Source organism: Massilia sp. 01N410 (genome assembly GCF_056399665.1).
Map to the genome: position 1 here is coordinate 211353 of NZ_JBFTRV010000005.1, position 22745 is coordinate 234097.

Consider the following 22745-nt stretch of genomic DNA (forward strand, 5'->3'; position numbering starts at 1 on the left):
ACTCACTGTTCATGTGAGCCTTGGATTCCCGCGAAGGCGGAAGAGTGCTCCCGGCACGCTTCCGCCAAGTTCTCAAGCCGCAGGCACGTCCGTCTGCGTCGCCGGATCCGTCACGGTAACGGAACCTTCGGCCTCGACAGCTTCAACAGCCGCCGCCTCGCCGGTATCCTCGGCCGTCGACGCCGCCTCTTCCTCCTCCTCGAACTCGAGCGCCGCGGCCGCATCCGGCGCCGGCTCGGCCACCTCGAGCAGGCGGGCTTCCAGCGACAGGTCGACCTCGTCCCAGCGCACGATATCCAGGCGGACCTGGGCGCCGCGGGCCACCTGCGGCATGCCCGGCAGGCGGATCACCAGCGGGATCTCGACCAGGCGCAGCACCTCGTCCTTCAGCACCACTGCCTCGACCTGGCGCGCGTTTTCCTGGCCCAGCCAGCGCAGGCACCAGTAGCGTTCCATGTTCTGCTGGAACTCGTTATAGGCCGCATAGGCGGCGTCGAAGGCCGAGACGATCGAGAACAGGGTGGCGTCGCGCGGCTTGAACGGGGCCACCAGCGGCGCCGTCACGCCGTGGGAGGCGCAGGCCAGGATCTGCCACTGGTTGACCAGGTCCGTATAGCGGCGCAGCGGCGATGTGCTCCAGGCGTACTGGTCGACGCCCAGGCCCTGGTGCGGGGCCGCGTGGGTCACCATGCGCACCTGGATCTTGGCGTTCCAGCCGCCGGCGCCCGGTCCCTGCGAGCGGTAGATGCCCGGCACGCCGGAGTCGTGCAGCAGCTTGCCCCAGGTGCTGTTGGCGAAGATCATCAGCTCGGCCACGATCTTGTCCAGCGGCGCGCCGCGCTTGCGGCGGACGATGGTCACCACGTCGTCCTCGACGTAGAAGTTGAAGTCGACGCGGTTGCCCTGCTCAGGCTTCAGGCCAAAGGCTTCGCGCTTTTTCATGCGGCCGGCTTCGAGCTGCAGCGCCCACTTCCACAGCAGGCCCAGTTCGTCCTTGTGCGGATAGTCGCCGGCGCCGCTTTCCAGCACGTCCTCGGTCACCAGGGCATCGAGTTCGTTGAGGCGCAGGTTGGTCTTGATCGGCACGCGCTCGGCGCGGGTCTCGGTCGACAGCACCGACCAGGTATCCGGATCCAGGGTCGCGTACAGCGACAGCGCCGGGCAATCCCTGCCTTCGGCCAGGGTGTAGGCTTCGACCACTTCGTCCGGCAGCATGGTGATCTTATCGCCAGGCATATACACGGTCGACATGCGCGCGCGCGCGATCTTGTCGAGCACGTCGTCGGGGCGGATCGCCAGGCCCGGCGCGGCGATGTGGATGCCGACCCGCACCGTACCGTCGTCCAGGTGCTCGACCGACAGGGCGTCGTCGATCTCGGTGGTGGTCACGTCGTCGATCGAGAACGCCGCCACCTTGGCCAGCGGCAGCTCAAGCGGCGCGCTTGGCACCGGCACCTGCGGGAAGCCGGCGCCGCGCGGGAAGTGTTCGAACAGGAAGCGCGACATGTGCAGGTCCTTGGCCGACGCGATGCCGCCCGTGCTCAGCATCAGGCGCTGGGCGGTGGTCTGCAGTTCGCTGGCGGCGGTCTCCAATGCCTTGTATTCGATGCCGTTCTTGTCCGGCTTGAACAGCAGCTGCTGCACCAGCGGCTGCATGGCGGCGGGCAGGCGGCCCGCCTTCAGTTCCTCGACATACGAGGCTTGCACGAGGGCCTGCTGCCTCTTCTTTTCGATGCCGGCCAGGGCCGCGCGCAGCGACTGTTCCGGCGCGGCCTTGTAGCGGCCGCGGCCCTTCTTGTAGAAATAGATGGGCGCGTTGTGCAGCGCCAGCACCAGGCCTGCGGCCTCGAAAGGCAGCGGCGCGTGGCCGAAATATTCGGCGCCCAGCTCGGTAAAGCCGAACTCTTCCTGGCCTGCGACTTCCCACAGGAATTCGAGGTCGACGTCGCCGGCGACCGTCTTGGCCTGCTCCAGCAGCGTGGCAGGATCGGGTTTGTCGAACTGCAGCAGCACGTCGCGGGCCTTGACCTTGGTGCGCTTACCGCTCGGCATCTCGACCTGGTAGGCCTCGCCCGCCTGCGACAGCACGGTGCCGACCTTGAAGTCGCCGGATTCTTCGAAAAAGAGGTTCATGTTATTTCGTGTTCAAATTGGTTGCGGCCGCCGCCAGGTTCAGCACCGCGGGCAAAAATACCTCGGTGACCAGCAGCAGGCCTTGACGGCGGCGATAGAGGCAACGCCGTGCATGATAGACGGTATCGGACCCCAGGCTCCGGCCCTCCCTGGCGAGCGCCGCTTGCACGCGCGCCAGCAGGGGATGGCCCGGACGGATCCGGGCAAATTCGAGCTGGCCGCGCCTGACCAGCGGATCGCGGAACAGCGTGGTGCCGAGCGAGCGCTCGCCCAGCGCCGAGAACAGCGGCCAGTCCTGCGCCGTCGCGCTCGTCGGCACCACGGTATGGCCGTAGACCACCGGCTCGCCGTCGCAGCGCAGCAGCACCTCGCGTTCCCACACGCGGCGCGGCCGCGCGAGGCCGATCGCCACGGCTTCGTCCGCCAGGCACAGATTAGTCTCCTGGCGCAGCTTCTGCACGCGGAACTGGCGGCTGTGCGCGATCAGGCGCGCGGTCAGCGAGCCCGGCGTGGTCAGCCAGTCGCGCATGGCGGCGCCGGCGCCCACGCTATCCGGATTCCCCAGCCAGCGGGCCCGGCGCAGCGACGCCGGCCTCACGACGCCGTGCCCGATCTACAGAAGTTCAGCACCTCGTCGACATACTGTTCGAATTCCGACACCGCATGGTCGCTGCCCTCGATCACGTGCTGACGGGCGCCGGCATAATGGGCGACCATGTCGCGGTAGTCCAGCACCTCGTCGCCGGTGGCGGCCAGCAGGAAGTAGCGTTCGGGACGCGTGATCCGCGCCACTTTCAGCTCGGCCAGCTCGTCGATGTACTCGCGCTTGAACTCGAAGGGCTCGTCGGAATGCCAGGCGGTGGTCACGCCGACGTGCTTGTCCAGGTCCTTCAGCGGATCGACCGCCGGATTGATCAGCACCGCGCGGCAGCCGAAGCGCTCGGCCAGCCAGGTCGCGTAAAAGCCGCCCAGCGAGGAGCCGACGATGGCCAGATTGTCCCGATGGCGCTCGACCAGGGTCAGCACCAGCTCCATCGCCGCCCTGGGCGAGGCCGGCAGCTGCGGGCAGATCAGCTTCGATGCGCAGCCGAGCTGCTCCATGCGCTGCTGCACCACCCGCGCCTTGAAGGATTTCGGCGAGGAGCGGAAGCCGTGCAGGTATAACAGATGCGGAAAACCGCTCATTCCGCCAGCGCCTCCAGCAGCTTCTGGTGCACGCCGCCGAAGCCGCCGTTGCTCATCACGAGGATGTGGTCGCCCGGCTGGGCGGCCTGCACGATGGCCTTCACCATATAGTCGAGCTGGTCGAAACTGTGGGCGATGCCGCCCAGCGGTTTCAGGGCATCGGCCAGCGACCAGCCCAGCGCCTGCTGGCTGCCGAAGCCGAACACCAGGTCGGCATCCTTCAGGCTGCCCGGCAGCGCATCCTTCATCGCGCCCAGCTTCATGGTGTTCGAGCGCGGCTCGAGCACGGCCAGGATGCGGCCCGGGGTGCCGGCTTTACTTGTTCCGATCTTCTGGCGCAGGCCGGCAACCGTGGTCGCGATCGCGGTCGGGTGGTGGGCGAAGTCGTCGTACACGGTCACGTCCTTCACCACGCCGCGCACCTCCATGCGCCGCTTGACGCTCTGGAAGCGTGCCAGCGATTCGATCGCCTGGGCCGGGGGCACGCCGACGTGGCGGGCGGCGGCGATCGCGGCCAGCGCATTGTTGCGGTTGTGGTGGCCGGTCAGGTCCCAGTGCACGGTGCCCTGCAGTTCGCCATTGAAGAGAACGTCGAAGCTGGACCCGCCCGGATGCTCGACCAGGCTCCAGTTCGTGCCTTCGGATGCACCGAAGGCTTCCTTTTCGCTCCAGCAGCCGCGCTTGAGCACGCGCGCCAGCGAGGCTTCGTCGCCGTTCACGATCAGGCGGCCGACGCCCGGCACGGTGCGCACCAGGTGGTGGAACTGGGTCTCGATGGCGCCGATGTCCGGGAAGATATCGGCGTGGTCGTATTCGAGATTGTTCAGCACCGCCGTCTTGGCGTGGTAATGCACGAACTTGGAGCGCTTGTCGAAGAAGGCGGTGTCGTACTCGTCGGCTTCGATGACGAAGAAGTCGGATTCCGCTTCGCCCGACAGGCGCGCCGAGATGCCGAAGTTCATCGGCACGCCACCGATCAGGAAGCCCGGCGAATAGCCGGCATCTTCGAGGATCCAGGCCAGCATCGAGGTGGTCGTGGTCTTGCCGTGGGTACCGGCGACGGCCAGCACCCATTTATTACGCAGGATATGTTCACCGATCCACTGCGGGCCCGACATATAAGGAAGGCCGCGGTTCAGGATTTCCTCGATCAGCGGATTGCCACGCGTCATCACATTCCCGATCACGTACAGGTCGGGCTCGAGCGCCACCTGGTCCGGGCTGTAGCCCTGGATCAGCTCGATGCCCTGGGCCTCGAGCTGGGTGCTCATCGGAGGATAGACGTTGGCGTCGCACCCGGTGACGCGGTGGCCGGCCTCTTTTGCCAGGACTGCCAGCCCGCCCATGAAGGTGCCGCAAATGCCGAGGATGTGGATGTGCATGTTTGTTGGCGCTACTGCCGGGAAAATTGCGAATACGCGATTTTACCCGACACGATGCCATTTTCCGTTCAAGAGTATGATCACGGACATGATGCCAACGCCAAATGACGACCTCCAACAGTTACGCGCACGTATTGCGGCCACCGCCGCGCGCATGATTGCGCAGGATGGGGCCGACTATGCCACCGCCAAGGCCAAGGCCGCCCGCCAGGTGCTGGGCGTGGACCGGCCCTCCCCCAACCATTTACCGGACAATATCCAGGTCGAAGACGAAGTGCGCCGTTACCAGGCCCTGTTCCAGGGGCCGGCCCAGGCCGCCCGCCTGCAGCATCTGCGCGGCACCGCCCTCGAGGTGATGGAGCAGCTGGCCGAGTTCCGGCCCTACCTCACCGGCGCCGTGCTGAACGGCACCGCGGGCGAGCACGACGACATCCACCTGCAGCTGTTCGCCGACAGCGCCAAGGAAGTCGAGATCTTCCTGTTGAACCGCAACGTCGACATCGACATCTCGGAAACGCCGCACTTCAAGGGCGGCCGCCACGAGCCGGTCGAAACCGTCAGCTTTCAATGGAAGAAGGAGACCGTCCACGCCGAGCTGTATGAAATGAACGACTTGCGCGGCGCCCTGAAACCGCGCGCCGACGGCCGCCTGCAACGCGTGGACACGGCCGGCCTGCGCGCCCTGATGATTACCGACGAGACCTTAGAGCAAGATGAATAAGAAGAATCTGGCCGGCTACGCCATCCTGGCGGCCGCCTTTGCCGTGTTCGGCGCCATCGCCGCCGTCAAGCAGGAAGCCAAGGGTCCCCTGACCACCGCCTATTCGCCGACCAGCGACGGCCGCCCGCACAGCGCGGTCAGCAATCTGTATGCACAGTCGCTGAACGACCTGTCCGGCAAATCCCAGTCCCTGGGCCAGTGGAAAGGCAAGCCGCTGCTGGTGAATTTCTGGGCATCGTGGTGCGCGCCCTGCGTGCAGGAGATGCCGGAACTGTCCGAGCTGGCGGCCAAGGATGGCGGCAAACGCTTCAATGTCATCGGCATCGGCATCGATTCGCCGGCGAACCTCGCGGAATTCGTCAAGAAGACGAAGGTGTCCTACCCCTTGTATGTAGGCGGCATGAGCGGCACCGATCTGTCCCGCGAACTCGGCAACGTGAATGGCGGCCTGCCGTTCACGGTGCTGATCGGCCCGGATGGCCAGGTGCGCAAGACGTATCTGGGGCGCCTGAAGTTCGATCAACTTCGGGCAGATCTCGCTAAGCTGTAGTCATCCGGCATTTTGGCGGCGCACAAGCGAACGGTCGTTCACTTATATTCAGAGCGCTTTTTATCGCTTGCCAACACACAATGTTGACGGCAAAATGCCTGTCTTTCGGGCAAATAGACGGTTCATCATGGCGAAAAAGCTACTGCTGCTCAACGGCCCCAACCTGAATCTATTGGGGACGCGCGAGCCTGCGGTGTACGGCGCAACGACCTTGGCCGACATCGAGCAGGCCGCCACTGCCCAGGCAGCAGCGGTGGGAGCAAGCATTGCTTGCTTCCAGAGCAACCATGAAGGCGCGTTGATCGACCGTATCCATGCTGCCAGGCAGGAAGGAGTGGATGCGATCGTCATCAACCCGGGCGGGCTGACCCACACCAGCGTTGCCCTGCGCGATGCGCTGGCGGCGGTGGACATCCCGTTCGTGGAGGTCCACCTCTCTAATATTTATAAGCGTGAGGAGTTTCGTCACCACTCGTTTTTGTCTGCGATCGCACAAGGGACGATCTGTGGACTGGGAGCTGATGGATATCGCTTTGCCATCGACTTTGCGCTCAAAGAGCGTTAATCTACGTCAACTTCACGCATTCTGTGCGGATTCGCGCTAACCACCTGACGCGCCGCATTCAACTACAAATAATTCCAAGGGGTTTCACATGGATCTAAGAAAACTCAAGACATTGATCGACCTCGTTGCCGAATCGGACATCGCTGAACTCGAAGTGACCGAAGGCGAAAGCAAGGTTCGCATCGTCAAATCCTCCGCAATCCCGCAGAATCAGGTGGTCATGGTTCCGCCGCAAGGCGTCCAGCAGTACGCCGCACCGGCCGTCGCCGGCGCCCCGGCACCTGCAGCCCCGGCCGCAGCGCCGGCAGCCGCCGAACCGACCGGCCACGTCGTCAAGTCGCCGATGGTCGGCACCTTCTACCGTTCGTCGGCGCCGGGCGCTCCGGCCTTCGTCGAAGTGGGCGCCACCGTCAAGGAAGGCGACACCCTGTGCATCATCGAAGCGATGAAGCTCCTGAACGAAATCGATTCCGACATCTCCGGCACCGTCACCAAGATCCTGGTGGAAAACGGCCAGCCCGTCGAATTCGGCCAGCCGCTGTTCGTGATCGGCTAAGTACCAAACATCAAGGCCCGGACTCTCAGAAAGAGATCCGGGCCCGATTCATTTCTTCCTGTTGCATCCGGCTCCGCCGGCACTCACAGAAACACCGCATACCATGTTTGAAAAAATTCTTATCGCCAATCGTGGTGAAATCGCGCTGCGTATCCAGCGCGCCTGCCGCGAGATGGGCATCAAGACGGTCGTCGTGCACTCGGAGGCCGACAAGGACGCCAAGTACGTGAAACTGGCCGATGAATCCGTCTGCATCGGTCCCGCGCAATCCGCGCAGAGCTACCTGAGCATGCCGGCGATCATCAGCGCGGCCGAAGTCACCGACGCCGAAGCGATCCACCCGGGCTATGGCTTCCTGTCGGAAAATGCCGACTTCGCCGAACGCGTCGAGAAATCGGGTTTCGTCTTCATCGGCCCGCGTCCGGAATCGATCCGCATGATGGGTGACAAGGTGTCGGCCAAGCAGGCGATGATCCGCGCCGGCGTGCCCTGCGTGCCGGGTTCGGAAGGCGCCCTGCCGGACGAGCCGAAGGAAATCATCCAGATCGCGCGCAAGATCGGCTATCCGGTCATCATCAAGGCCGCCGGCGGCGGCGGCGGTCGCGGCATGCGCGTCGTCCACACCGAGGCAGCCCTGCTGTCCGCCGTGCAGATGACCAAGACCGAAGCCGGCACTGCCTTCGGAAATCCCGAAGTCTATATGGAGAAGTACCTGGAAAATCCGCGCCACGTGGAGATCCAGGTCCTGGCCGACGAGCACAAGCAGGCCGTCTGGCTGGGCGAGCGCGACTGCTCGATGCAGCGCCGCCACCAGAAGGTGATCGAGGAAGCGCCGGCACCGGGCATCCCGCGCAAGACCATCGAGAAGATCGGCGAACGCTGCGCCGAAGCCTGCCGCAAGATCGGCTACCGCGGCGCCGGCACCTTCGAATTCCTGTACGAGAACGGCGAGTTCTACTTCATCGAGATGAACACCCGCGTGCAGGTCGAACACCCGGTCACCGAGATGATCACCGGGATCGACATCGTCCAGGAACAGATCCGCATCGCCTGCGGCGAGCGCCTGCGCTTCAAGCAGCGCGACATCATGCTGTCGGGCCATGCGATCGAGTGCCGCATCAACGCCGAAGATCCGTTCAAGTTCACCCCGTCGCCGGGCCGCATCACCAGCTGGCATCCGCCGGGCGGCCCCGGCATCCGCGTCGATTCGCACTCCTACGCCGGCTACTACGTGCCGCCGCACTACGACTCGATGATCGGCAAGGTGATCGCCTACGGCGCGACCCGCGAGCAGGCGATCCGCCGCATGCAGATCGCGTTGTCGGAAATGGTGGTCGAGGGTATCCTGACGAACATCCCGCTGCACCGCGAACTGATGGTCGACGCCCGCTTCATCGAGGGCGGCACCAACATCCACTACCTGGAGCAGAAACTGGCCCACAAGCCGGACCTGCCGAAGGATGGCGCGATCGGTTCCAAATCCGAGACCAAGGGCGAACAATGAGCTGGACTGAAGTCGTCATCGAGATCGCACGCGAACACGCCGAGGGCCTGTCCGACGCCCTGATGGAAGCGGGTGCGCTGTCGGTCTCGGTCGAGGACGCCGACGAAGGCACCGCCCAGGAAAGGCCGCTGTTCGGCGAGCCGGGCATGGTGCCGACCGAGGCAGCCTGGGATCACAGCCGCGTGGTCGCGCTGACGGATGTCGACGCCGACCAGGCCGCGATCGTGGCCGAGGCTTCGGCCGCGATCGGCCTGGGCACCGTACCGTCGTTCGCCACCCGTCCGGTGGCGGATGCCGACTGGGTGCGCCTGACGCAGTCGCAGTTCGAACCCATCCACATCGGCAAGAACATCTGGGTCGTGCCGAGCTGGCACGAAGCCCCGGACCCGAACGGCCTGATCCTGGAAGTCGATCCGGGCCTGGCCTTCGGCACCGGCAGCCACCCCACCACCCGCCTGTGCATGGAGTGGCTGGAAGCCCATCCGGCGCCGGGCAAGTCGGTGCTGGACTACGGCTGCGGCTCGGGCATCCTGGCGATGGTCGCCAGGAAGCTCGGGGCACAGGACGTGGTCGGGGTCGACATCGACCCGCAGGCGATCGAATCTGCCAGGCTGAACGCCGAACGCAACAACTGCGAGATCGACTTCTACGTGCCGGAAGAATTCGGCGCCTCGAAGTATGGCAACAGCTGTTTCGACATCGTGGTCGCCAACATCCTGTCGAGCCCCCTGAAGCTGATGGCGCCGATGCTGTCCGGCCGCGTCGCGCCGGGCGGTGCGCTGATCCTGTCGGGCGTGCTGGCACGCCAGGCCGAGGAAGTGGCCGCCGCCTACGCACCTTTCATCAAGCTGAGCGTCTGGGCCGAGCTGGACGGCTGGGTCGCTCTGCACGGCACCCACGGCGCTGACTAAGCGGCATGGCGCTCGCCACCCAGTGCCCTCATTGCCACACCACGTTCCGGGTCGCCTCGGACCAGCTCAAGCTCCGCGGCGGCATCGTCCGCTGCGGCGCCTGCCAGAGCATCTTTGACGGCAACGCCCACCTGATCGACCTGGATGCGCTGGCGGCCAGCAAGGCCGGCGGCGCGCCGGCGCCGGCGCCTTCCCCTGCCACCGCTCCCGCCGTGGAACCTGCACCTGAGGGAGCTGCCACGGCTCCCGCCCCGCTGACTACCGCCGACGAGAACAGCGCGCAGCCGCAGGACGATGCCGCCGAGGCCCTGCCCGTCTACACCCTCGATTTTGACCACACCTTCGACCCGCTCGGCATCCTGCCGAAACCGGCGCCCGAGGAGCCGGCGGCTGCGCCCGTGCCTGCGACTGCGCCGCGTGCGCAGGTCTGGCGTAACGGCGGCGGCATGGCGGCCGCTCGGCTTGTGCCTGAGCCCGAGCCCGAGACTGAACCCCCGCCCGAGCCGGGAACGATTCCGGAAGCGGAAGCTGCGCCCGAACCGGCGCCGGGAGCCGAACCGGCGGTGCCGGAAGAACCGGCAGTGCAAGCCGATGTCGCGCCTGAAGCGGCGGAGACGGCTCCCGCTGCCATCGCCGAGCCGGTACCGGCCGAAACGCCCGCCGAAGCTGCGCCGCCGCCGCCGGCTGCTTCCGCCTACGCGCCCCAGGGCCGCATCGAGCCCAGCTTCGATCTGCCGGTGGACGAGGAACTGGTTGCCCGTCCGCTGCCCGGCGACGAGGACGCCGATGCCGACGAAGCGCCCGCAGCGCCGGCCATAACCGCCACCACCAGCACCCCGCCGGACGATATTCCATCCGCCGCACTGCCCATGCGCGCCTCCGCGGCCGGCGTCGACACCTTGATGCCGTCATCCGCCCCGGCGCCCGGACCGGCGATGAAATCGGCGCGCGCCAAGGCCGTCGAGGCCCGCACGCGCCGCTCCAGGCTCACGCCTACCAGGATCGATGCGCCCAAGCTGCGCGTGCCGGCGTCCCTCGAGACCGACGAGCCGGAGTTTGTCAAGCGCAGCCGCAAGCAGGAAGAGTCGGGGCGGACCCGGCGCCTCCTGATGTTCGGCGGCGCCGTGGTCCTGGCGCTGCTGCTGGCGGCCCAGCTGGTGCTCGACTTCCGCAACGTGCTGGCGGCGCGCTATCCGGGCGCCAGGCCGCTGCTCGGCAGCGCCTGCGCCGTGCTGGGCTGCCGCGTCGGCCTCCCGAGCCAGGTCGAGAACCTGTCGATCGAGACCGGCGAACTGACCACCCTCGGCGTCGACACCTATTCGCTCAACACGCTGCTGCGCAACCAGGGCAGCCTCGCGCAGGCCTGGCCCAGCATCCAGCTCGAACTGACCGACGCCAACGACAAGCCGCTGCTGCGCCGCGTCTTCGGCCCTGCCGACTATCTGCCGAAGGGCGTGCCGGTGGCCGCCGGCTTCGCCGCGCGTTCGGAACAGCCGGTCCGGCTGAACTTCACGCTCACGGATCTGAAGCCGTCCGGCTACCATATGATCGTTTTTTATCCCTAGTTTGACTCAGGACCCAACATGACCAAGACTGCGCTGATCTGCGGTTCGATTGCCTTCGACAAGATCATGCAATACCAAGGCCGCTTCGGCGAAACCCTGCTGGCCGACCAGCTGCACCGCGTGAACGTATCCTTCCTGGTGCCGACCCTGCGCACCGAGTTCGGCGGCTGCTCCGTCAACATCGCCTACAACCTGAAGATGCTGGGTGGCGATCCGCTGATCATGGGCACCATCGGCCAGGACGGCGGCGACTACCTCGAGCGCATGGAAAAGCAGGGGCTGGCGACCAATGCGATCCGCACCATCGACCACGCCTACACCGCCCAGTGCTTCGTCACCGCCGACCTGGATAACAACCAGATCAACGCCTTCCACCCGGGCGCAATGCAGTTCTCGCACGAGAACAGCCTGGCCGACTACCTGCCGCTGCGCGTCGCGATCGTCTCGCCGGATGGCCGCGACGGCATGATCAAGCATGCCCGCGACTGCGCGGAGCGCGGCGTGCCGCTGATGTTCGATCCGGGCCAGCAGCTGCCGATGTTCAACGGCGAAGAGCTGCTGACCTTCCTCGACCAGGCCAGCTACCTCGCCTGCAACGATTACGAATTCGAGATGGTGATGGACCGTACCGGCCTGACTCTGCAGGACATCGCTTCGCGCCTGGACGCGCTGATCGTCACCCGTGGCGAGCAGGGTTCGGACATCTACGCCGGCGGCGAGCACCACAAGATTCCGGCGGTGCCGGCCAGCAGCGTGGTCGATCCGACCGGCTGCGGCGACGCCTATCGCGCCGGCCTGCTGTACGGTATCGCGAACGATCTGGACTGGCCGACCAGCGGCCGCCTGGCCAGCCTGCTCGGCTCCATCAAGATCGCCCACCAGGGCGGCCAGAACCACAGCTTCACGCCCGAGGACATTGCGGAGAAGTTCGAAGCGGCATTCGGCTACCGCTTCTGATCACTGGGTCAGGACTTCAGAACAGCGCCTGGCCCAGGAGGTACTTGATGATCTGCAGCAGGATCAGCGCAACCAGTACCGACAGGTCCAGGCCACCCACCGGCGGGATCACGCGGCGCAAGGGCCGCAGCAGCGGGTCGTTGAGCGCCCGGATGAAAGGCGCCAGCGGCGCATGCGGATTGATCCAGCTGAACACCACTTCGATGATCAACAGGCCCATGAAGCCGTAGATGATCCAGTTCAGGAAGCGGAACACGGCGTACAGCACGACGGTGTATCCGCTCCACCCCGCCACCAGCATCACTGAACTCGCCACCAGCACGATCAGGAAAGCGCCGATCAGGCTAGCCCAGTCATAGCCGCCGAGACCCGGCAGCAGACGGCGCAGCGGGCGTACCAGCCAATCGGTCAAGGTGAAGATGAATTGGGCGATCGACATGGGCGGCCGCACGCGGATCGCCTGCATCCAGAAGCGCAACAACAAGACTCCACCGACGACGCTGGCCGCGGTATCGACGATCAACTGAAGAATGGGCAGCACAAGGACTCCTTAAAAAAAAACCGCTGTGTGAATTTCTCACACAGCGGTATTTTGCCTGAACCAGGCAAGAAAGGTATTACGGACGGCTGCTGGTCGGGAACGGCCATGCTGCCGGCACCGGCACGGTCTTGGCGGTCGACTGGGCTGCCTGGCCTGCCGATGCGCTGTCCTGCTTGGCTTCGGTTTTCGCTTCGGCCTTGGCTTCCGGCTTGGCTTCCGCTTTCGCTTCCGGCTTGGCTTCCGGCTTGGCTTCGGCCTTCGGCGCGGCGGCTTTCTTTGCGGCCGGCTTGGCTGCCGGCTTGGCGGCGGCCTTCACTGCCGGCTTGGACTCGGCGGTTTTGGCAGCAGCCGGTGCCTTGGTGGCAGCGGTTTTGCTTGCGGCAGGCTTGGCGCCCGTCTTCGCCACTGGCGAAGCCGAGCCCTTGGCAGCGGTGGTCTTGGTTGCAGCAGCTTTGGCCGGAGCTTTGGCAGCGGTCTTGCTTGCAGCAGCTTTAGCCGGGGCTTTGGCAGCGGTCTTGCTTGCAGCAGCCTTGGTCGGGGCTTTGGCAGCGGTTTTGCTTGCAGCAGCTTTGGCAGGAGCTTTAGCGGCGGTCTTGCTTGCAGCAGCTTTGGCCGGAGCTTTGGCGGCGGTCTTGCTTACAGCAGGCTTGGCGCCCGTCTTCGCCACTGGCGAAGCCGAGCCCTTGGCGGCGGTCTTGCTTGCAGCGGCTTTGGCCGGAGCTTTGGCGGCGGTCTTGCTTGCAGCAGCTTTCTTGGCCGGCGCTTTGGCAGCGGTCTTGGTTGCAGCAGCTTTCTTGGCCGGCGCTTTGGCAGCGGTCTTGGTTGCAGCAGCTTTCTTGGCCGGTGCTTTGGCAGCGGTCTTGGTTGCGGCAGCTTTCTTGGCCGGAGCTTTGGCAGCGGTCTTGGTTGCGGCAGCTTTCTTGGCCGGTGCTTTGGCAGCGGTCTTGGTTGCGGCGGCTTTCTTGGCCGGTGCAGCTGCCTTGGCGGCGGTCTTGCTTGCAGCCTTGGCCGGAGCTTTGGCAGCGGTCTTGGTTGCTGCGGCTTTCTTGGCCGGTGCTTTCGCTACGGTCTTGGTTGCAGCAGTTTTGCTTGCTGCGGCTTTCTTTGCCGGAGCTTTGGCAGCGGTTTTGCTTGCAGCGGCTTTCTTTGCCGGTGCAGCTGCTTTGGTTGCAGCAGCTTTCTTGGCCGGAGCTTTAGCAGCGGTCTTGGTTGCAGCGGCTTTCTTTGCAGCCGGTTTTGCAGCGGCTTTAGCGGCCGGCTTGGCTGCCGGTTTTGCTGCGGCTTTTGCTGCCGGTTTTGCTGCCGGTTTTGCTGCGGCTTTAGCTGCCGGTTTAGCGGCGGCTTTAGCAGCCGGTTTTGCAGCGGCTTTGGCGGCCGGTTTGGCGGCCGGTTTGGCGGCGGCTTTAGCGGCCGGTTTGGCGGCTACCGTCTTTTTAGCGGCGACGGTTTTTTCTGCGGCGGCCTTTGCGGCCGGCTTTGCTGCGGTTTTCTTAGCGGCTGTTGCCATTTTAAGTTCTCCTTCTCTGCGATGAGAAAATACGCTACAAGGTTTGAACCCGTCCAACCCGGTCTGCTTGGTCGGGCGAATTATTCATCGGCGCACACTCGGCGTCTGCGTCAATGAATCCGGCACCAGCTGAACTGCTGCAACTCCTCAAGTCTGCAGCACTTCAGCTATCGTCGTCGCCGACGACCGAAACGACAAAAGTTCGATGGTTCACTGCGCTGTCCACACCGCTGCCCGCGAGAGCGCGAAAAGAAAAAGCCGCCATGCCCGACATTAATCAGGCAATGCGGCTTGTTCTTTTCGCGAAGCTTACGTGCATACTGAATGAATCAGCGTCCCATTTTTTGATCGGTTTGCCACCCGTTAAACACGCTTAAAAAATTGCGTGTTCACGTTTTGACAAATTCAATCACGTAAAGTACACGAAAACCTTGTCAGTGCGCAACCCGCACACAGTATTTTTCATGTCTTTCCGCTTGGGCGAAGTGCTATCGGCAGCTTTCAATCGATCGTCGCGATAACTTTGATCCCATTCGTACTTCAGCTCCTTCAAAAACAAGCGCGCACCTGCCGCGCATTCCATTAAGTCTTCATACCAATACGCAGCAAATCCATCTTGCAAAGCCACGCCAATCCGCGCAGCAAAGTCGGCCGATCGCAAGGCCCGAGCGCGTCGAGCAATTCATCGACCTGCGTCGGCCGCGATTCGATCGAACCGAAGATCTGGCCGAATTCTTCGAGCGTCGGCAAGGACGACGCGGCGAAGCGGTTGATTCCCATTTCGCGGTATTCGCGCAACTGCGCAAGCGATGCATCCGGCGCCAGTTCGACGATCGATTCCGGCGTCAACTGCGCGCTCGGATAACTCGCGAACGCCGCGAAGGGATCGAGCCGGTCCGGCACCGATTGCGGCAGCGCCGGCACCAGCGCGGCATCGGCGCGGCGCCGCTCATCGAGCTCGCTCCACAGCGCGCGGTAGCGCCCGAACACCACCTGCCAGTCGAACTCCTCGCGTGCGCGCCGGCGTCCGCTTTCGCCCAGCTGGCGGCGCAGTCCGGCATCCTTGATCAGGCGCTCGTAGGCCTGGGCGAGCTGCGCGCCATCCACCGCCACCACCTGGCTGGTATGACCGCAATACTGGTCGTAACTGTCGACGCCATCGTCGTAACGCTGCGCGAGGTCAAGGCCGGCGCCCGCGCCGGGCATGATGGTCGGGATGCGATAGCCGTCGACGCCGTCGCGCACCGTGTCGCGGTAGCCGTTCCAGTCGCTCACCACGCAAGCCAGGCCGGCCGCCATCGCCTCGAGCGGCGTCAGGCCGAAGCTTTCCTGCATATTGTCCGCCAGCGAAGTGAAAACGTCGGCGGCGGCCCAGGCGGCCTGGCTGTCCGCTGTGCGGCCGTCGAGCACCGTCAGCCGCACCGATGGACACAGCAGCGCGGCGGCCTCGCGGAAAGCCTTCTCGATCGCCTCGCTGGCGAACCATCCGCACAGGATCAGGTGCACCTGGCGCCCGCCCTTGTCGGCGCGCTCGAGTGCGCTGAACATCTGCTGCGGATGCGCCTTCGCATGAAAGGAAAGCCGGCCCGGGAACAGGAAGGCGACGTCCTCGTCTTCGATGCCGAGCCGGCGCCGCGCCGCACCGCGGCCGGCTTCGTCGAATGCGAAGTCGCGGCCGTGCACGCCGAGCGGAATCAGCGGCAGCTGCGGCAGCTCGAAACGCTGCGCTCCCAGGCGCGCACGCAGGTAGTCGGCCTGGCGCTCCAGCACTTCGCGCACGCTGTCGCGCACCACGCGCGAGGTGCAGATCACCGCATCCCAGCTGCGCACCGGCGCCACCAGGAGGTTGGCGATTGCGCTCATCACCGCGTGGCTGGACGTGGTGTGCGTGACGCCGCACAGGCTGTAGCGGCGCTCGCCGATGCCCAGGCGGCGCCAGGCCAGGCGCTCGATGCCGGGCGCCGGATGGTAGAGCGTGCCGAAACGCTCGAGCTGCTGCGGCCTGCCCTGGCTCACCCGCTCGACCGCGCCCTTGAAGCCTTGCTCGCGCAGCGCGCGCTCGCATTCGCCGGCATGGGCTTCGCCGGCGGCAAAACAGCCGACCGCGGACAATTCGCTCTGCGCGACGGCGCGCATCAGTGCGGCGCCGGCCGCCTGACGTCCCATCGGTTTCGGTCCCGCGAGGGAATATGCCTCGGGGACGAAATGCAGTGCGAAGCGGTCCTTCATCTGTCTCCCTCTTCAGCGAACTGCCGCAATGGCTTCAGCAGCTCGAGGTAGGCCGGCAAGCCCACCGATTCGAAATCGTAGTTGCGCAATACCGTCTCGCGCCCGCGCAATCCGGCCGCGGCGGTCTCGTCGCGGCGCGCGATCAGTTCGAGCGCGCGGTCGGCCAGCGCGTCGCTGTCGAAGAATCCGGTCAGGTAGCCATTCTCGCCGTCGCAAATCACTTCGCGCACCGGCGCCGTATCCGAACCGAGTACCGGCACGCCCACCGCCATCGCTTCCAGCACCGACCACGAGAGCACGAACGGATAAGTGAGGTAAATGTGCAGGCTCGAGACCTGCAGCACCGTGCGGTAGCTCGCATATGGCAGCTTGCCGAGGAAATGAACGCGTGACCAGTCCACGGAATCCTCCAATTCCGCGCACAGGGCCTCGCGATAGCTGGCGTATCCTTCGGGCGGACGGCGGCCGTAGCTGACGCCGTCGCCGCCGACCACGACCACCCGCAGATCCGGATTGCCGGCCAACAGGCGAGGCAGGCTGCGCATGAAGACGTGGAAGCCGCGGTAGGGCTCGAGGTTGCGGGCGACGTAGGTCAGCACCGGCTGCGCGCGGCTCAGGACCCTGCCGTCCGGCAGCGTCAGGCGCGCATGCGGATCGGGCCTCAGGTACGCGGTGTCGATGCCCTCGTGGATCCGGTGGATCTTGTGGCGCAGCTCGGGCGGGTGCGCGTTCAGCTGCCAGGCGGTCGGGGTGACGCCGTCGTCGGCCGCCAGCAGCGACTGCATCAGCACCGAATTCTTGATGCGGATCCGCAAGCGGTCGTCGAAGCTGGCCGGGTACTCGGGATCGAAGCCGACGTCGAGTCCGTCGGCGGCCCACCAGAATTCGCAGAACACGACCAGGCGCGCACGCGGGAACACGTCCTTGACGAACAGGCCCTCGCCCCAGCCCGGATGGCAGATCACGACGTCGGGAATCCAGCCCTGCTTCTTCAGCTCGACGCAGACGCGGGTGACGGTCTGCCCGCGCCGGACGCAGGCCTCGAAATACTTCAGGTAGTGGTGGGTCTTCTCGCCGGCTCCGTCGGGCTTCGGGTAGCCGATCGTGCGCAGCTTCGGTCCGAGCTTCTCGCGCGCGACGGCTGCCTCTTCGCCGATCGCGGTGAGCTCTACGTCGGGCCGCGTCTGCAGATAGCGGATCAGGCGCCGGAACTGGCCGGGCAGGTTCTGATGGATGAAGAGAACGCGTAGCATGGCAGGCATGATAGCTTTAGTAGCAAGCCTGTGGCGCAATGGATGATGGCATCCCTTGCGCGAATCGCGCTCAAGACGCTGCGATCGCGATCACCGACCACTGCACGTCGACGATCGGGGTGCGCGTTTCGCGGTCGCGGCGGTAGCTGTGATAAACAAAGCGGTCGCCGTCGCCGCGCGCGCACATGGTGCAGTCGAGCCGGGCCGACACGTGTTCGAAGCCGGCCTGCGCGAGCTGCCAGCGCACGATCGCCGGCAGGTCGAGCCGGCGCGGCCGCGGCGCGACGGTCTCCCGCGGCAGCCCGGTACGCTCCTGGAACGCGTCGACCAGGTCCTCCGACACTTCATAACAGCAGGCGTGGGCCGCCGGTCCGATCGCCGCGATCCAGTCGCCGGGATCGCCGCCGCGCTCGCGCACGAGCAGCGAAAAACAGTCGACGATGCCGGCGTGGGCGCCGCGCCAGCCGACATGCAGGGCCGCCACCTCGCGCCCGTCCTGGCGCGCCAGCAGCACCGGCACGCAGTCGGCGGTGGCGATCGCCAGCAGCAGGCCGGGACGGTCGGTCAGCATGCCGTCGGCTTCGCCGCAATCCTCGTTGGGTTCGGTCGCGACGGCGATGCGGGTGCCGTGGCGTTCGTGCTGGATCGGGCGGCGGGGCCAGTAGGCGGGCAGGAGCTGGGCCATATCGTCGTGGCGGGTGCCGAAGCCGTGGACGATGGCGGGATGGTCGAGGTGCGGGCTGGTAAACATCGTGAGGCTGCCATGCAAAGGTGCGGGCAGCATAACAGACAGTCCGCGGACTGTCCGGCGCGGCAAACAAAAAGCCCGCCGGGCGGCGGGCTTGAAGGACGGGACGGCTGCGCCGGGATCAGTCCCAGCTCAGCGCACCACCGGTCTGGTACTCGGTCACGCGGGTCTCGAAGAAGTTGCGTTCCTTCTTCAGGTCGATCATCTCGCTCATCCACGGGAAGGGGTTTTCCTCGTTCGGGAACAGCGCATCCAGGCCGATCTGGACGGCGCGGCGGTTGGCGATGAAGCGCAGGTAGCCCTTGAACATCGGGGCATTCAGGCCCAGCACGCCGCGCGGCATGGTGTCTTCGGCGTAGCGGTACTCGAGCTCGACGGCCTTCAGGAACAGCTGCTTGATCTCTTCCTTGAACTCGGCGGTCCACAGCTGCGGGTTTTCCATCTTGATCGTGTTGATCAGGTCGATGCCGAAGTTGCAGTGCATCGACTCGTCGCGCAGGATGTACTGGTACTGCTCGGCGGCGCCGGTCATTTTATTTTGACGGCCGAGCGCCAGGATCTGGGTGAAGCCGACGTAGAAGAACAGGCCTTCCATCAGGCAGGCGAACACGATGATCGATTTCAGGAGCTTCTGGTCGTTTTCCAGGGTGCCGGTCTGGAACTGCGGGTCGTTGATGACCTCGATGAACGGAATCAGGAACTGGTCCTTGTCGCGGATCGACGGGATTTCGTTGTAGGCGTTGAAGATTTCCTTCTCGTCCAGGCCCAGCGACTCGACGATGTACTGGTAGGCGTGGGTATGGATCGCCTCTTCGAAGGCCTGGCGCAGCAGGTACTGGCGGCATTCCGGGGCCGTGATGTGGCGGTAGGTGCCCAGCACGATGTTGTTGGCGGCCAGCGAGTCGGCGGTCACGAAGAAGCCCAGGTTGCGCTTGACGATGCGGCGCTCGTCTTCGGTCAGCCCGTTGGGATTCTTCCACAGCTCGATGTCGCGCTGCATGTTCACTTCCTGCGGCATCCAGTGGTTGGCGCAGCCGGCCAGGTATTTATCCCAGGCCCACTTGTACTTGAACGGCACCAACTGGTTGACGTCGGTTTTGGCGTTGATGATGCGCTTGTCGTCGGCGTTGACGCGCTTGGCGACATCGGCGGCGCTGACGCCTTCCGCGATGTTGCTTCCTGCGGCGGCGGCCGGTGCGCCCGTGGTCGGTTCATCGTCCCATGACAGAGCCATGATCTTTTCCTTCTATTATTAACTTAGAAACGTCGCCCCCGCGGAGGCGGGGGCCCAAGTTAAGTTAGCGTACCGCGAACAAACTTGGATTCCCGCCTTCGCGGGAACGACGGGGTGTCTTTACTGGCAGGCTTCGCACTCGTCGAAGCCGGCATCGCCCGGACGCAGGTAGCATGCTGCGCCTTCCACGACATCCGGGGTGCTCGCCACCGGTGCGGCCGGGGCTGCAGCCGGAGCTGCCGCCGCCGCCGACAGGCCGCCATCGACCGCCACGGCGTTCAGGGCGCCGGTACGGGTAGTCGACTTCTCCATGTGGGTCGCCGCGATGGTGCGCAGGTAGTAGGTCGTCTTCAGGCCGCGCAGCCAGGCCAGCTTGTAGGTCTCGTCCAGCTTCTTGCCCGAGGCGCCGGCCATGTAGATGTTCAACGACTGCGCCTGGTCGATCCACTTCTGGCGGCGGGAAGCGGCTTCCACCAGCCACTTCGGCTCGACTTCGAAGGCCGTCGCGTAGATGTCGCGCAGGTCTTGCGGCACGCGGTCGATACGCGACAGCGAGCCGTCGAAGTATTTCAGGTCGTTGATCATGACCTCGTCCCACAGGCCGCGCGCCTTCAGGTCGCGCACCAGGTAGCCGTTGATCTCGGTAAATTCGCCCGACAGGTTCGACTTCACGTACAGGTTCTGGAAGGTCGGCTCGATGCAGGCAGAGACGCCAATGATGTTCGAGATGGTCGCGGTCGGCGCGATCGCCACGCAGTTCGAGTTACGCATGCCGAACTGCTTGATGCGGTTGCGGACCACGGTCCAGTCCATGGTTTCGGACAGGTCCTGCTCCAGGTAGCCGCCGCGCTCTTCGGCCAGCAGCTTGATCGAATCCTGCGGCAGGATGCCGCGGTCCCACAGCGAACCTTCGTAGGACTGGTAGCGGCCGCGCTCTTCGGCCAGCTCGGTCGAAGCCAGGTAGGCGTAGTAGCAGACGGCTTCCATCGAGCGGTCGGCGAATTCCACGGCCTTGCTTGATGCAAACGGCACGCGCATCATGTGCAGGCAGTCCTGGAAACCCATGATGCCCAGGCCGACCGGACGGTGGCGCAGGTTCGAGTTCTTCGCCTTGTCGACGGCGTAGTAGTTGATGTCGATGACGTTGTCGAGCATGCGCATCGCGGTGCGGATGGTCTTCTGCAGCTTGACCACGTCCAGGCCGTCGCCCTTCATGTGGGCCGGCATGTTGACCGAACCCAGGTTGCAGACGGCGATCTCGTCGGCGTTGGTGTTCAGCGTGATCTCGGTGCACAGGTTGGACGAGTGCACCACGCCGACGTGCTGCTGCGGCGAACGGATGTTGCACGGATCCTTGAAGGTGATCCACGGGTGGCCGGTCTCGAACAGCATCGACAGCATCTTGCGCCACAGGTCGAGCGCTTCGATTTTCTTGTACACCGTCATTTCGCCGCGCGCCGCCCTGGCTTCATAGCCCAGGTAGGCTTCCTCGAAGGCCTTGCCGACCTTGTCGTGCAGGTCCGGCACTTCGGACGGCGAGAACAGGCTCCAGGAGCCCTTCTCCATCACGCGCTTCATGAACAGGTCGGGAATCCAGTTCGCGGTGTTCATGTCGTGGGTGCGGCGGCGGTCGTCGCCGGTGTTCTTGCGCAGGTCGAGGAATTCCTCGATGTCCAGGTGCCAGGTTTCCAGGTAGCCGCAGACCGCGCCCTTGCGCTTGCCGCCCTGGTTGACCGCCACGGCGGTGTCGTTCGCCACTTTCAGGAACGGAACCACGCCCTGCGACTTGCCGTTGGTGCCCTTGATGCGCGAACCCATCGCGCGGACCGGGGTCCAGTCGTTGCCCAGGCCGCCGGCGAATTTCGACAGCAGTGCGTTTTCCTTGATCGCGTCGTAGATGCCTTCCAGGTCGTCGCTGACGGTGGTCAGGTAGCACGAGGACAGCTGCGAGCGGCGGGTGCCCGAGTTGAACAGGGTCGGGGTCGAGCTCATGAAGTCGAAGCTCGACAGCAGGTTGTAGAACTCGATCGCGCGCGCTTCGCGGTTCTCTTCGCGCAGGGACAGGCCCATCGCGACGCGCATGTAGAAGGCCTGCGGCATCTCGATGCGGGTTTCGCGGATGTGCAGGAAGTAGCGGTCGTACAGGGTCTGCAGGCCGATGTAGCCGAATTGCAGGTCGCGGTCGGCGACGATGGCCTTGGCCAGCTTCTGCAGGTCGAACTTGGCCAGTTCCTCGTCCAGCAGCTCGGCGTCGATGCCCTTGGCGATGTACTGCGGGAAGTAGGTCACGTATTCGGCGGCGGCACCGGCTTGCGGCACTTCCTTGCCGAAGACTTCCTTGCGGATGGTGTGCAGCAGGATGCGCGCGGTGACCTGGCTGTAGGCCGGATCCTTTTCCATCAGGGCGCGGGCGGCCAGGATGGCCGACTTGTGCAGCTCCTCGACCGGCACGCCGTCGTAAAGGTTCTTGACGGTTTCGGCCAGGATGGCGTCGGCGTCGACATGCTTTTCCAGGCCGGCGCAGGCGGCGCCGATCAGGGACGAGACTTCGTTCATGTCCAGCGGACGGCGCACGCCGCCGTCGACCACGGTGAACTGCGGCGCGGCGACCGCGGTGGCGCCGGCTGCTTCCTTGGCGGCGCGGCGCTCGTCCATGCGCTTGGCGCGGTACAGCACGTATTCGCGCGCGACGTCATGCTCGCCCGAGCGCATCAGGGACAGCTCCACCTGGTCCTGCACATCTTCGATGTGGAAGGTGCCGCCGTTCGGCTGGCGGCGCACCAGGGCGGCGACCACGTTGTTGGTCAGCTGCTCGACCAGGTCGCGGATGCGCGCCGACTCGCGGCCCTGCTCGCCGTTCACGGCGAGGAAAGCCTTGGTCATCGCGACGGCGATCTTGTTCGGAGCAAACGGCACCACGGCGCCGTTGCGGCGGATGATGCGGTAGTCGCCGGTCGCGACCAGTTCAGCCGCGCTGGTGCCGGCAGCCGTTCCTGGTTGCGGATTGATGGAGATGTCCGAAGATGTTTGCATTGAGCCTCCCAGGATGGCAGCGCGCCACCAACTAAAAACGATGAATGCCAACTGAGCAAAGTTGGCAACCTAATAACTTTTTGAAAATAATAAAGAGGAGAGCCATGTTGAAAAACGCCTGCATGCGCCCCTCCTCTTACTGATCTGTCTTCCGACACTGACCACTAGATA

19 protein-coding genes are annotated in these 22745 nt (G+C 65.0%); 8 read left to right on the top strand and 11 right to left on the bottom strand.

What is annotated here, in order from left to right:
• Positions 1-72 precede the first annotated feature (72 nt).
• Genes AC1DOP_RS09135 through mpl form a run of 4 tightly spaced genes read right to left on the bottom strand, consistent with a single transcriptional unit; the run spans position 73 to position 4700 of the window.
• Positions 73-2133 (bottom strand): ribonuclease catalytic domain-containing protein, encoded by a 2061-nt coding sequence (locus AC1DOP_RS09135; RefSeq protein ID WP_477250814.1) that lies wholly within the window; start codon positions 2131-2133, stop codon positions 73-75.
• Between the two features lies 1 nt (position 2134).
• On the bottom strand, positions 2135-2731 hold the full coding sequence (locus AC1DOP_RS09140) for a chorismate--pyruvate lyase family protein (RefSeq protein ID WP_441934670.1): 597 nt from the start codon (positions 2729-2731) through the stop codon (positions 2135-2137).
• The gene (locus AC1DOP_RS09145; RefSeq protein WP_477250815.1) at positions 2728-3318 is read right to left on the bottom strand and encodes a YqiA/YcfP family alpha/beta fold hydrolase; all 591 of its coding nucleotides are present in this window, start codon (positions 3316-3318) and stop codon (positions 2728-2730) included. Before AC1DOP_RS09145 ends, AC1DOP_RS09140 begins: the two co-directional genes overlap by 4 nt.
• A complete protein-coding gene (gene mpl / locus AC1DOP_RS09150; RefSeq protein ID WP_441934668.1) occupies positions 3315-4700 on the bottom strand; it encodes a UDP-N-acetylmuramate:L-alanyl-gamma-D-glutamyl-meso-diaminopimelate ligase in 1386 nt (461 codons plus the stop codon). Before mpl ends, AC1DOP_RS09145 begins: the two co-directional genes overlap by 4 nt.
• 88 nt (positions 4701-4788) lie before the next feature.
• Here mpl and AC1DOP_RS09155 point away from each other — a divergent pair, with 88 nt between their 5' ends.
• From AC1DOP_RS09155 to AC1DOP_RS09190, 8 genes are all read left to right on the top strand, one after another.
• Complete coding sequence (locus AC1DOP_RS09155) at positions 4789-5421, top strand: hypothetical protein (RefSeq protein WP_477250816.1); 633 nt, start codon at positions 4789-4791, stop codon at positions 5419-5421.
• Positions 5414-5971, top strand: coding sequence for a TlpA family protein disulfide reductase (locus AC1DOP_RS09160; RefSeq protein WP_477250817.1), 558 nt, complete (start codon positions 5414-5416; stop codon positions 5969-5971). Before AC1DOP_RS09155 ends, AC1DOP_RS09160 begins: the two co-directional genes overlap by 8 nt.
• 127 nt (positions 5972-6098) lie before the next feature.
• Positions 6099-6536 carry a type II 3-dehydroquinate dehydratase gene (aroQ, locus tag AC1DOP_RS09165; RefSeq protein ID WP_441934665.1) on the top strand — a complete coding sequence of 146 codons (438 nt, stop codon included), beginning with the start codon at positions 6099-6101 and terminating at the stop codon, positions 6534-6536.
• 88 nt (positions 6537-6624) lie between these two features.
• Positions 6625-7092: an acetyl-CoA carboxylase biotin carboxyl carrier protein gene (gene accB / locus AC1DOP_RS09170; protein WP_441934664.1), complete on the top strand. Its 468-nt coding sequence runs from the start codon at positions 6625-6627 to the stop codon at positions 7090-7092.
• A 103-nt stretch (positions 7093-7195) separates the two neighbouring features.
• Positions 7196-8596, top strand: coding sequence for an acetyl-CoA carboxylase biotin carboxylase subunit (gene accC, locus AC1DOP_RS09175; RefSeq protein ID WP_441934663.1), 1401 nt, complete (start codon positions 7196-7198; stop codon positions 8594-8596).
• The gene (gene prmA / locus AC1DOP_RS09180; protein ID WP_441934662.1) at positions 8593-9507 is read left to right on the top strand and encodes a 50S ribosomal protein L11 methyltransferase; all 915 of its coding nucleotides are present in this window, start codon (positions 8593-8595) and stop codon (positions 9505-9507) included. Before accC ends, prmA begins: the two co-directional genes overlap by 4 nt.
• A gap of 5 nt (positions 9508-9512) precedes the next feature.
• Positions 9513-11072 carry a zinc-ribbon and DUF3426 domain-containing protein gene (locus tag AC1DOP_RS09185; protein ID WP_477250818.1) on the top strand — a complete coding sequence of 520 codons (1560 nt, stop codon included), beginning with the start codon at positions 9513-9515 and terminating at the stop codon, positions 11070-11072.
• Between the two features lie 18 nt (positions 11073-11090).
• Positions 11091-12029: a carbohydrate kinase family protein gene (locus tag AC1DOP_RS09190; protein WP_441934660.1), complete on the top strand. Its 939-nt coding sequence runs from the start codon at positions 11091-11093 to the stop codon at positions 12027-12029.
• 16 nt (positions 12030-12045) lie between these two features.
• Here AC1DOP_RS09190 and AC1DOP_RS09195 read toward each other — a convergent pair whose 3' ends face one another.
• The 7 genes from AC1DOP_RS09195 to AC1DOP_RS09225 all read right to left on the bottom strand — a co-directional run bounded on the left by AC1DOP_RS09195 (position 12046) and on the right by AC1DOP_RS09225 (position 22574).
• The gene (locus AC1DOP_RS09195) at positions 12046-12570 is read right to left on the bottom strand and encodes a YggT family protein (RefSeq protein WP_441934659.1); all 525 of its coding nucleotides are present in this window, start codon (positions 12568-12570) and stop codon (positions 12046-12048) included.
• Positions 12571-12646: 76 nt separating this feature from the next.
• On the bottom strand, positions 12647-14134 hold the full coding sequence (locus AC1DOP_RS09200) for a transcriptional regulator (protein WP_477250819.1): 1488 nt from the start codon (positions 14132-14134) through the stop codon (positions 12647-12649).
• 525 nt (positions 14135-14659) lie between these two features.
• The gene (locus AC1DOP_RS09205) at positions 14660-16306 is read right to left on the bottom strand and encodes a glycosyltransferase family 4 protein (RefSeq protein ID WP_477250820.1); all 1647 of its coding nucleotides are present in this window, start codon (positions 16304-16306) and stop codon (positions 14660-14662) included.
• On the bottom strand, positions 16303-17559 hold the full coding sequence (locus tag AC1DOP_RS09210; RefSeq protein WP_477250821.1) for a glycosyltransferase family 4 protein: 1257 nt from the start codon (positions 17557-17559) through the stop codon (positions 16303-16305). Before AC1DOP_RS09210 ends, AC1DOP_RS09205 begins: the two co-directional genes overlap by 4 nt.
• Positions 17560-17629: 70 nt before the next feature.
• Positions 17630-18310: a purine nucleoside phosphorylase YfiH/LACC1 family protein gene (locus AC1DOP_RS09215; protein WP_441934655.1), complete on the bottom strand. Its 681-nt coding sequence runs from the start codon at positions 18308-18310 to the stop codon at positions 17630-17632.
• A gap of 118 nt (positions 18311-18428) precedes the next feature.
• Positions 18429-19541, bottom strand: a complete 1113-nt coding sequence (locus tag AC1DOP_RS09220; RefSeq protein WP_441934654.1) for a ribonucleotide-diphosphate reductase subunit beta — start codon at positions 19539-19541, stop codon at positions 18429-18431.
• Between the two features lie 120 nt (positions 19542-19661).
• Positions 19662-22574, bottom strand: coding sequence for a ribonucleoside-diphosphate reductase subunit alpha (locus tag AC1DOP_RS09225; protein ID WP_441934653.1), 2913 nt, complete (start codon positions 22572-22574; stop codon positions 19662-19664).
• Positions 22575-22745 lie beyond the last annotated feature (171 nt).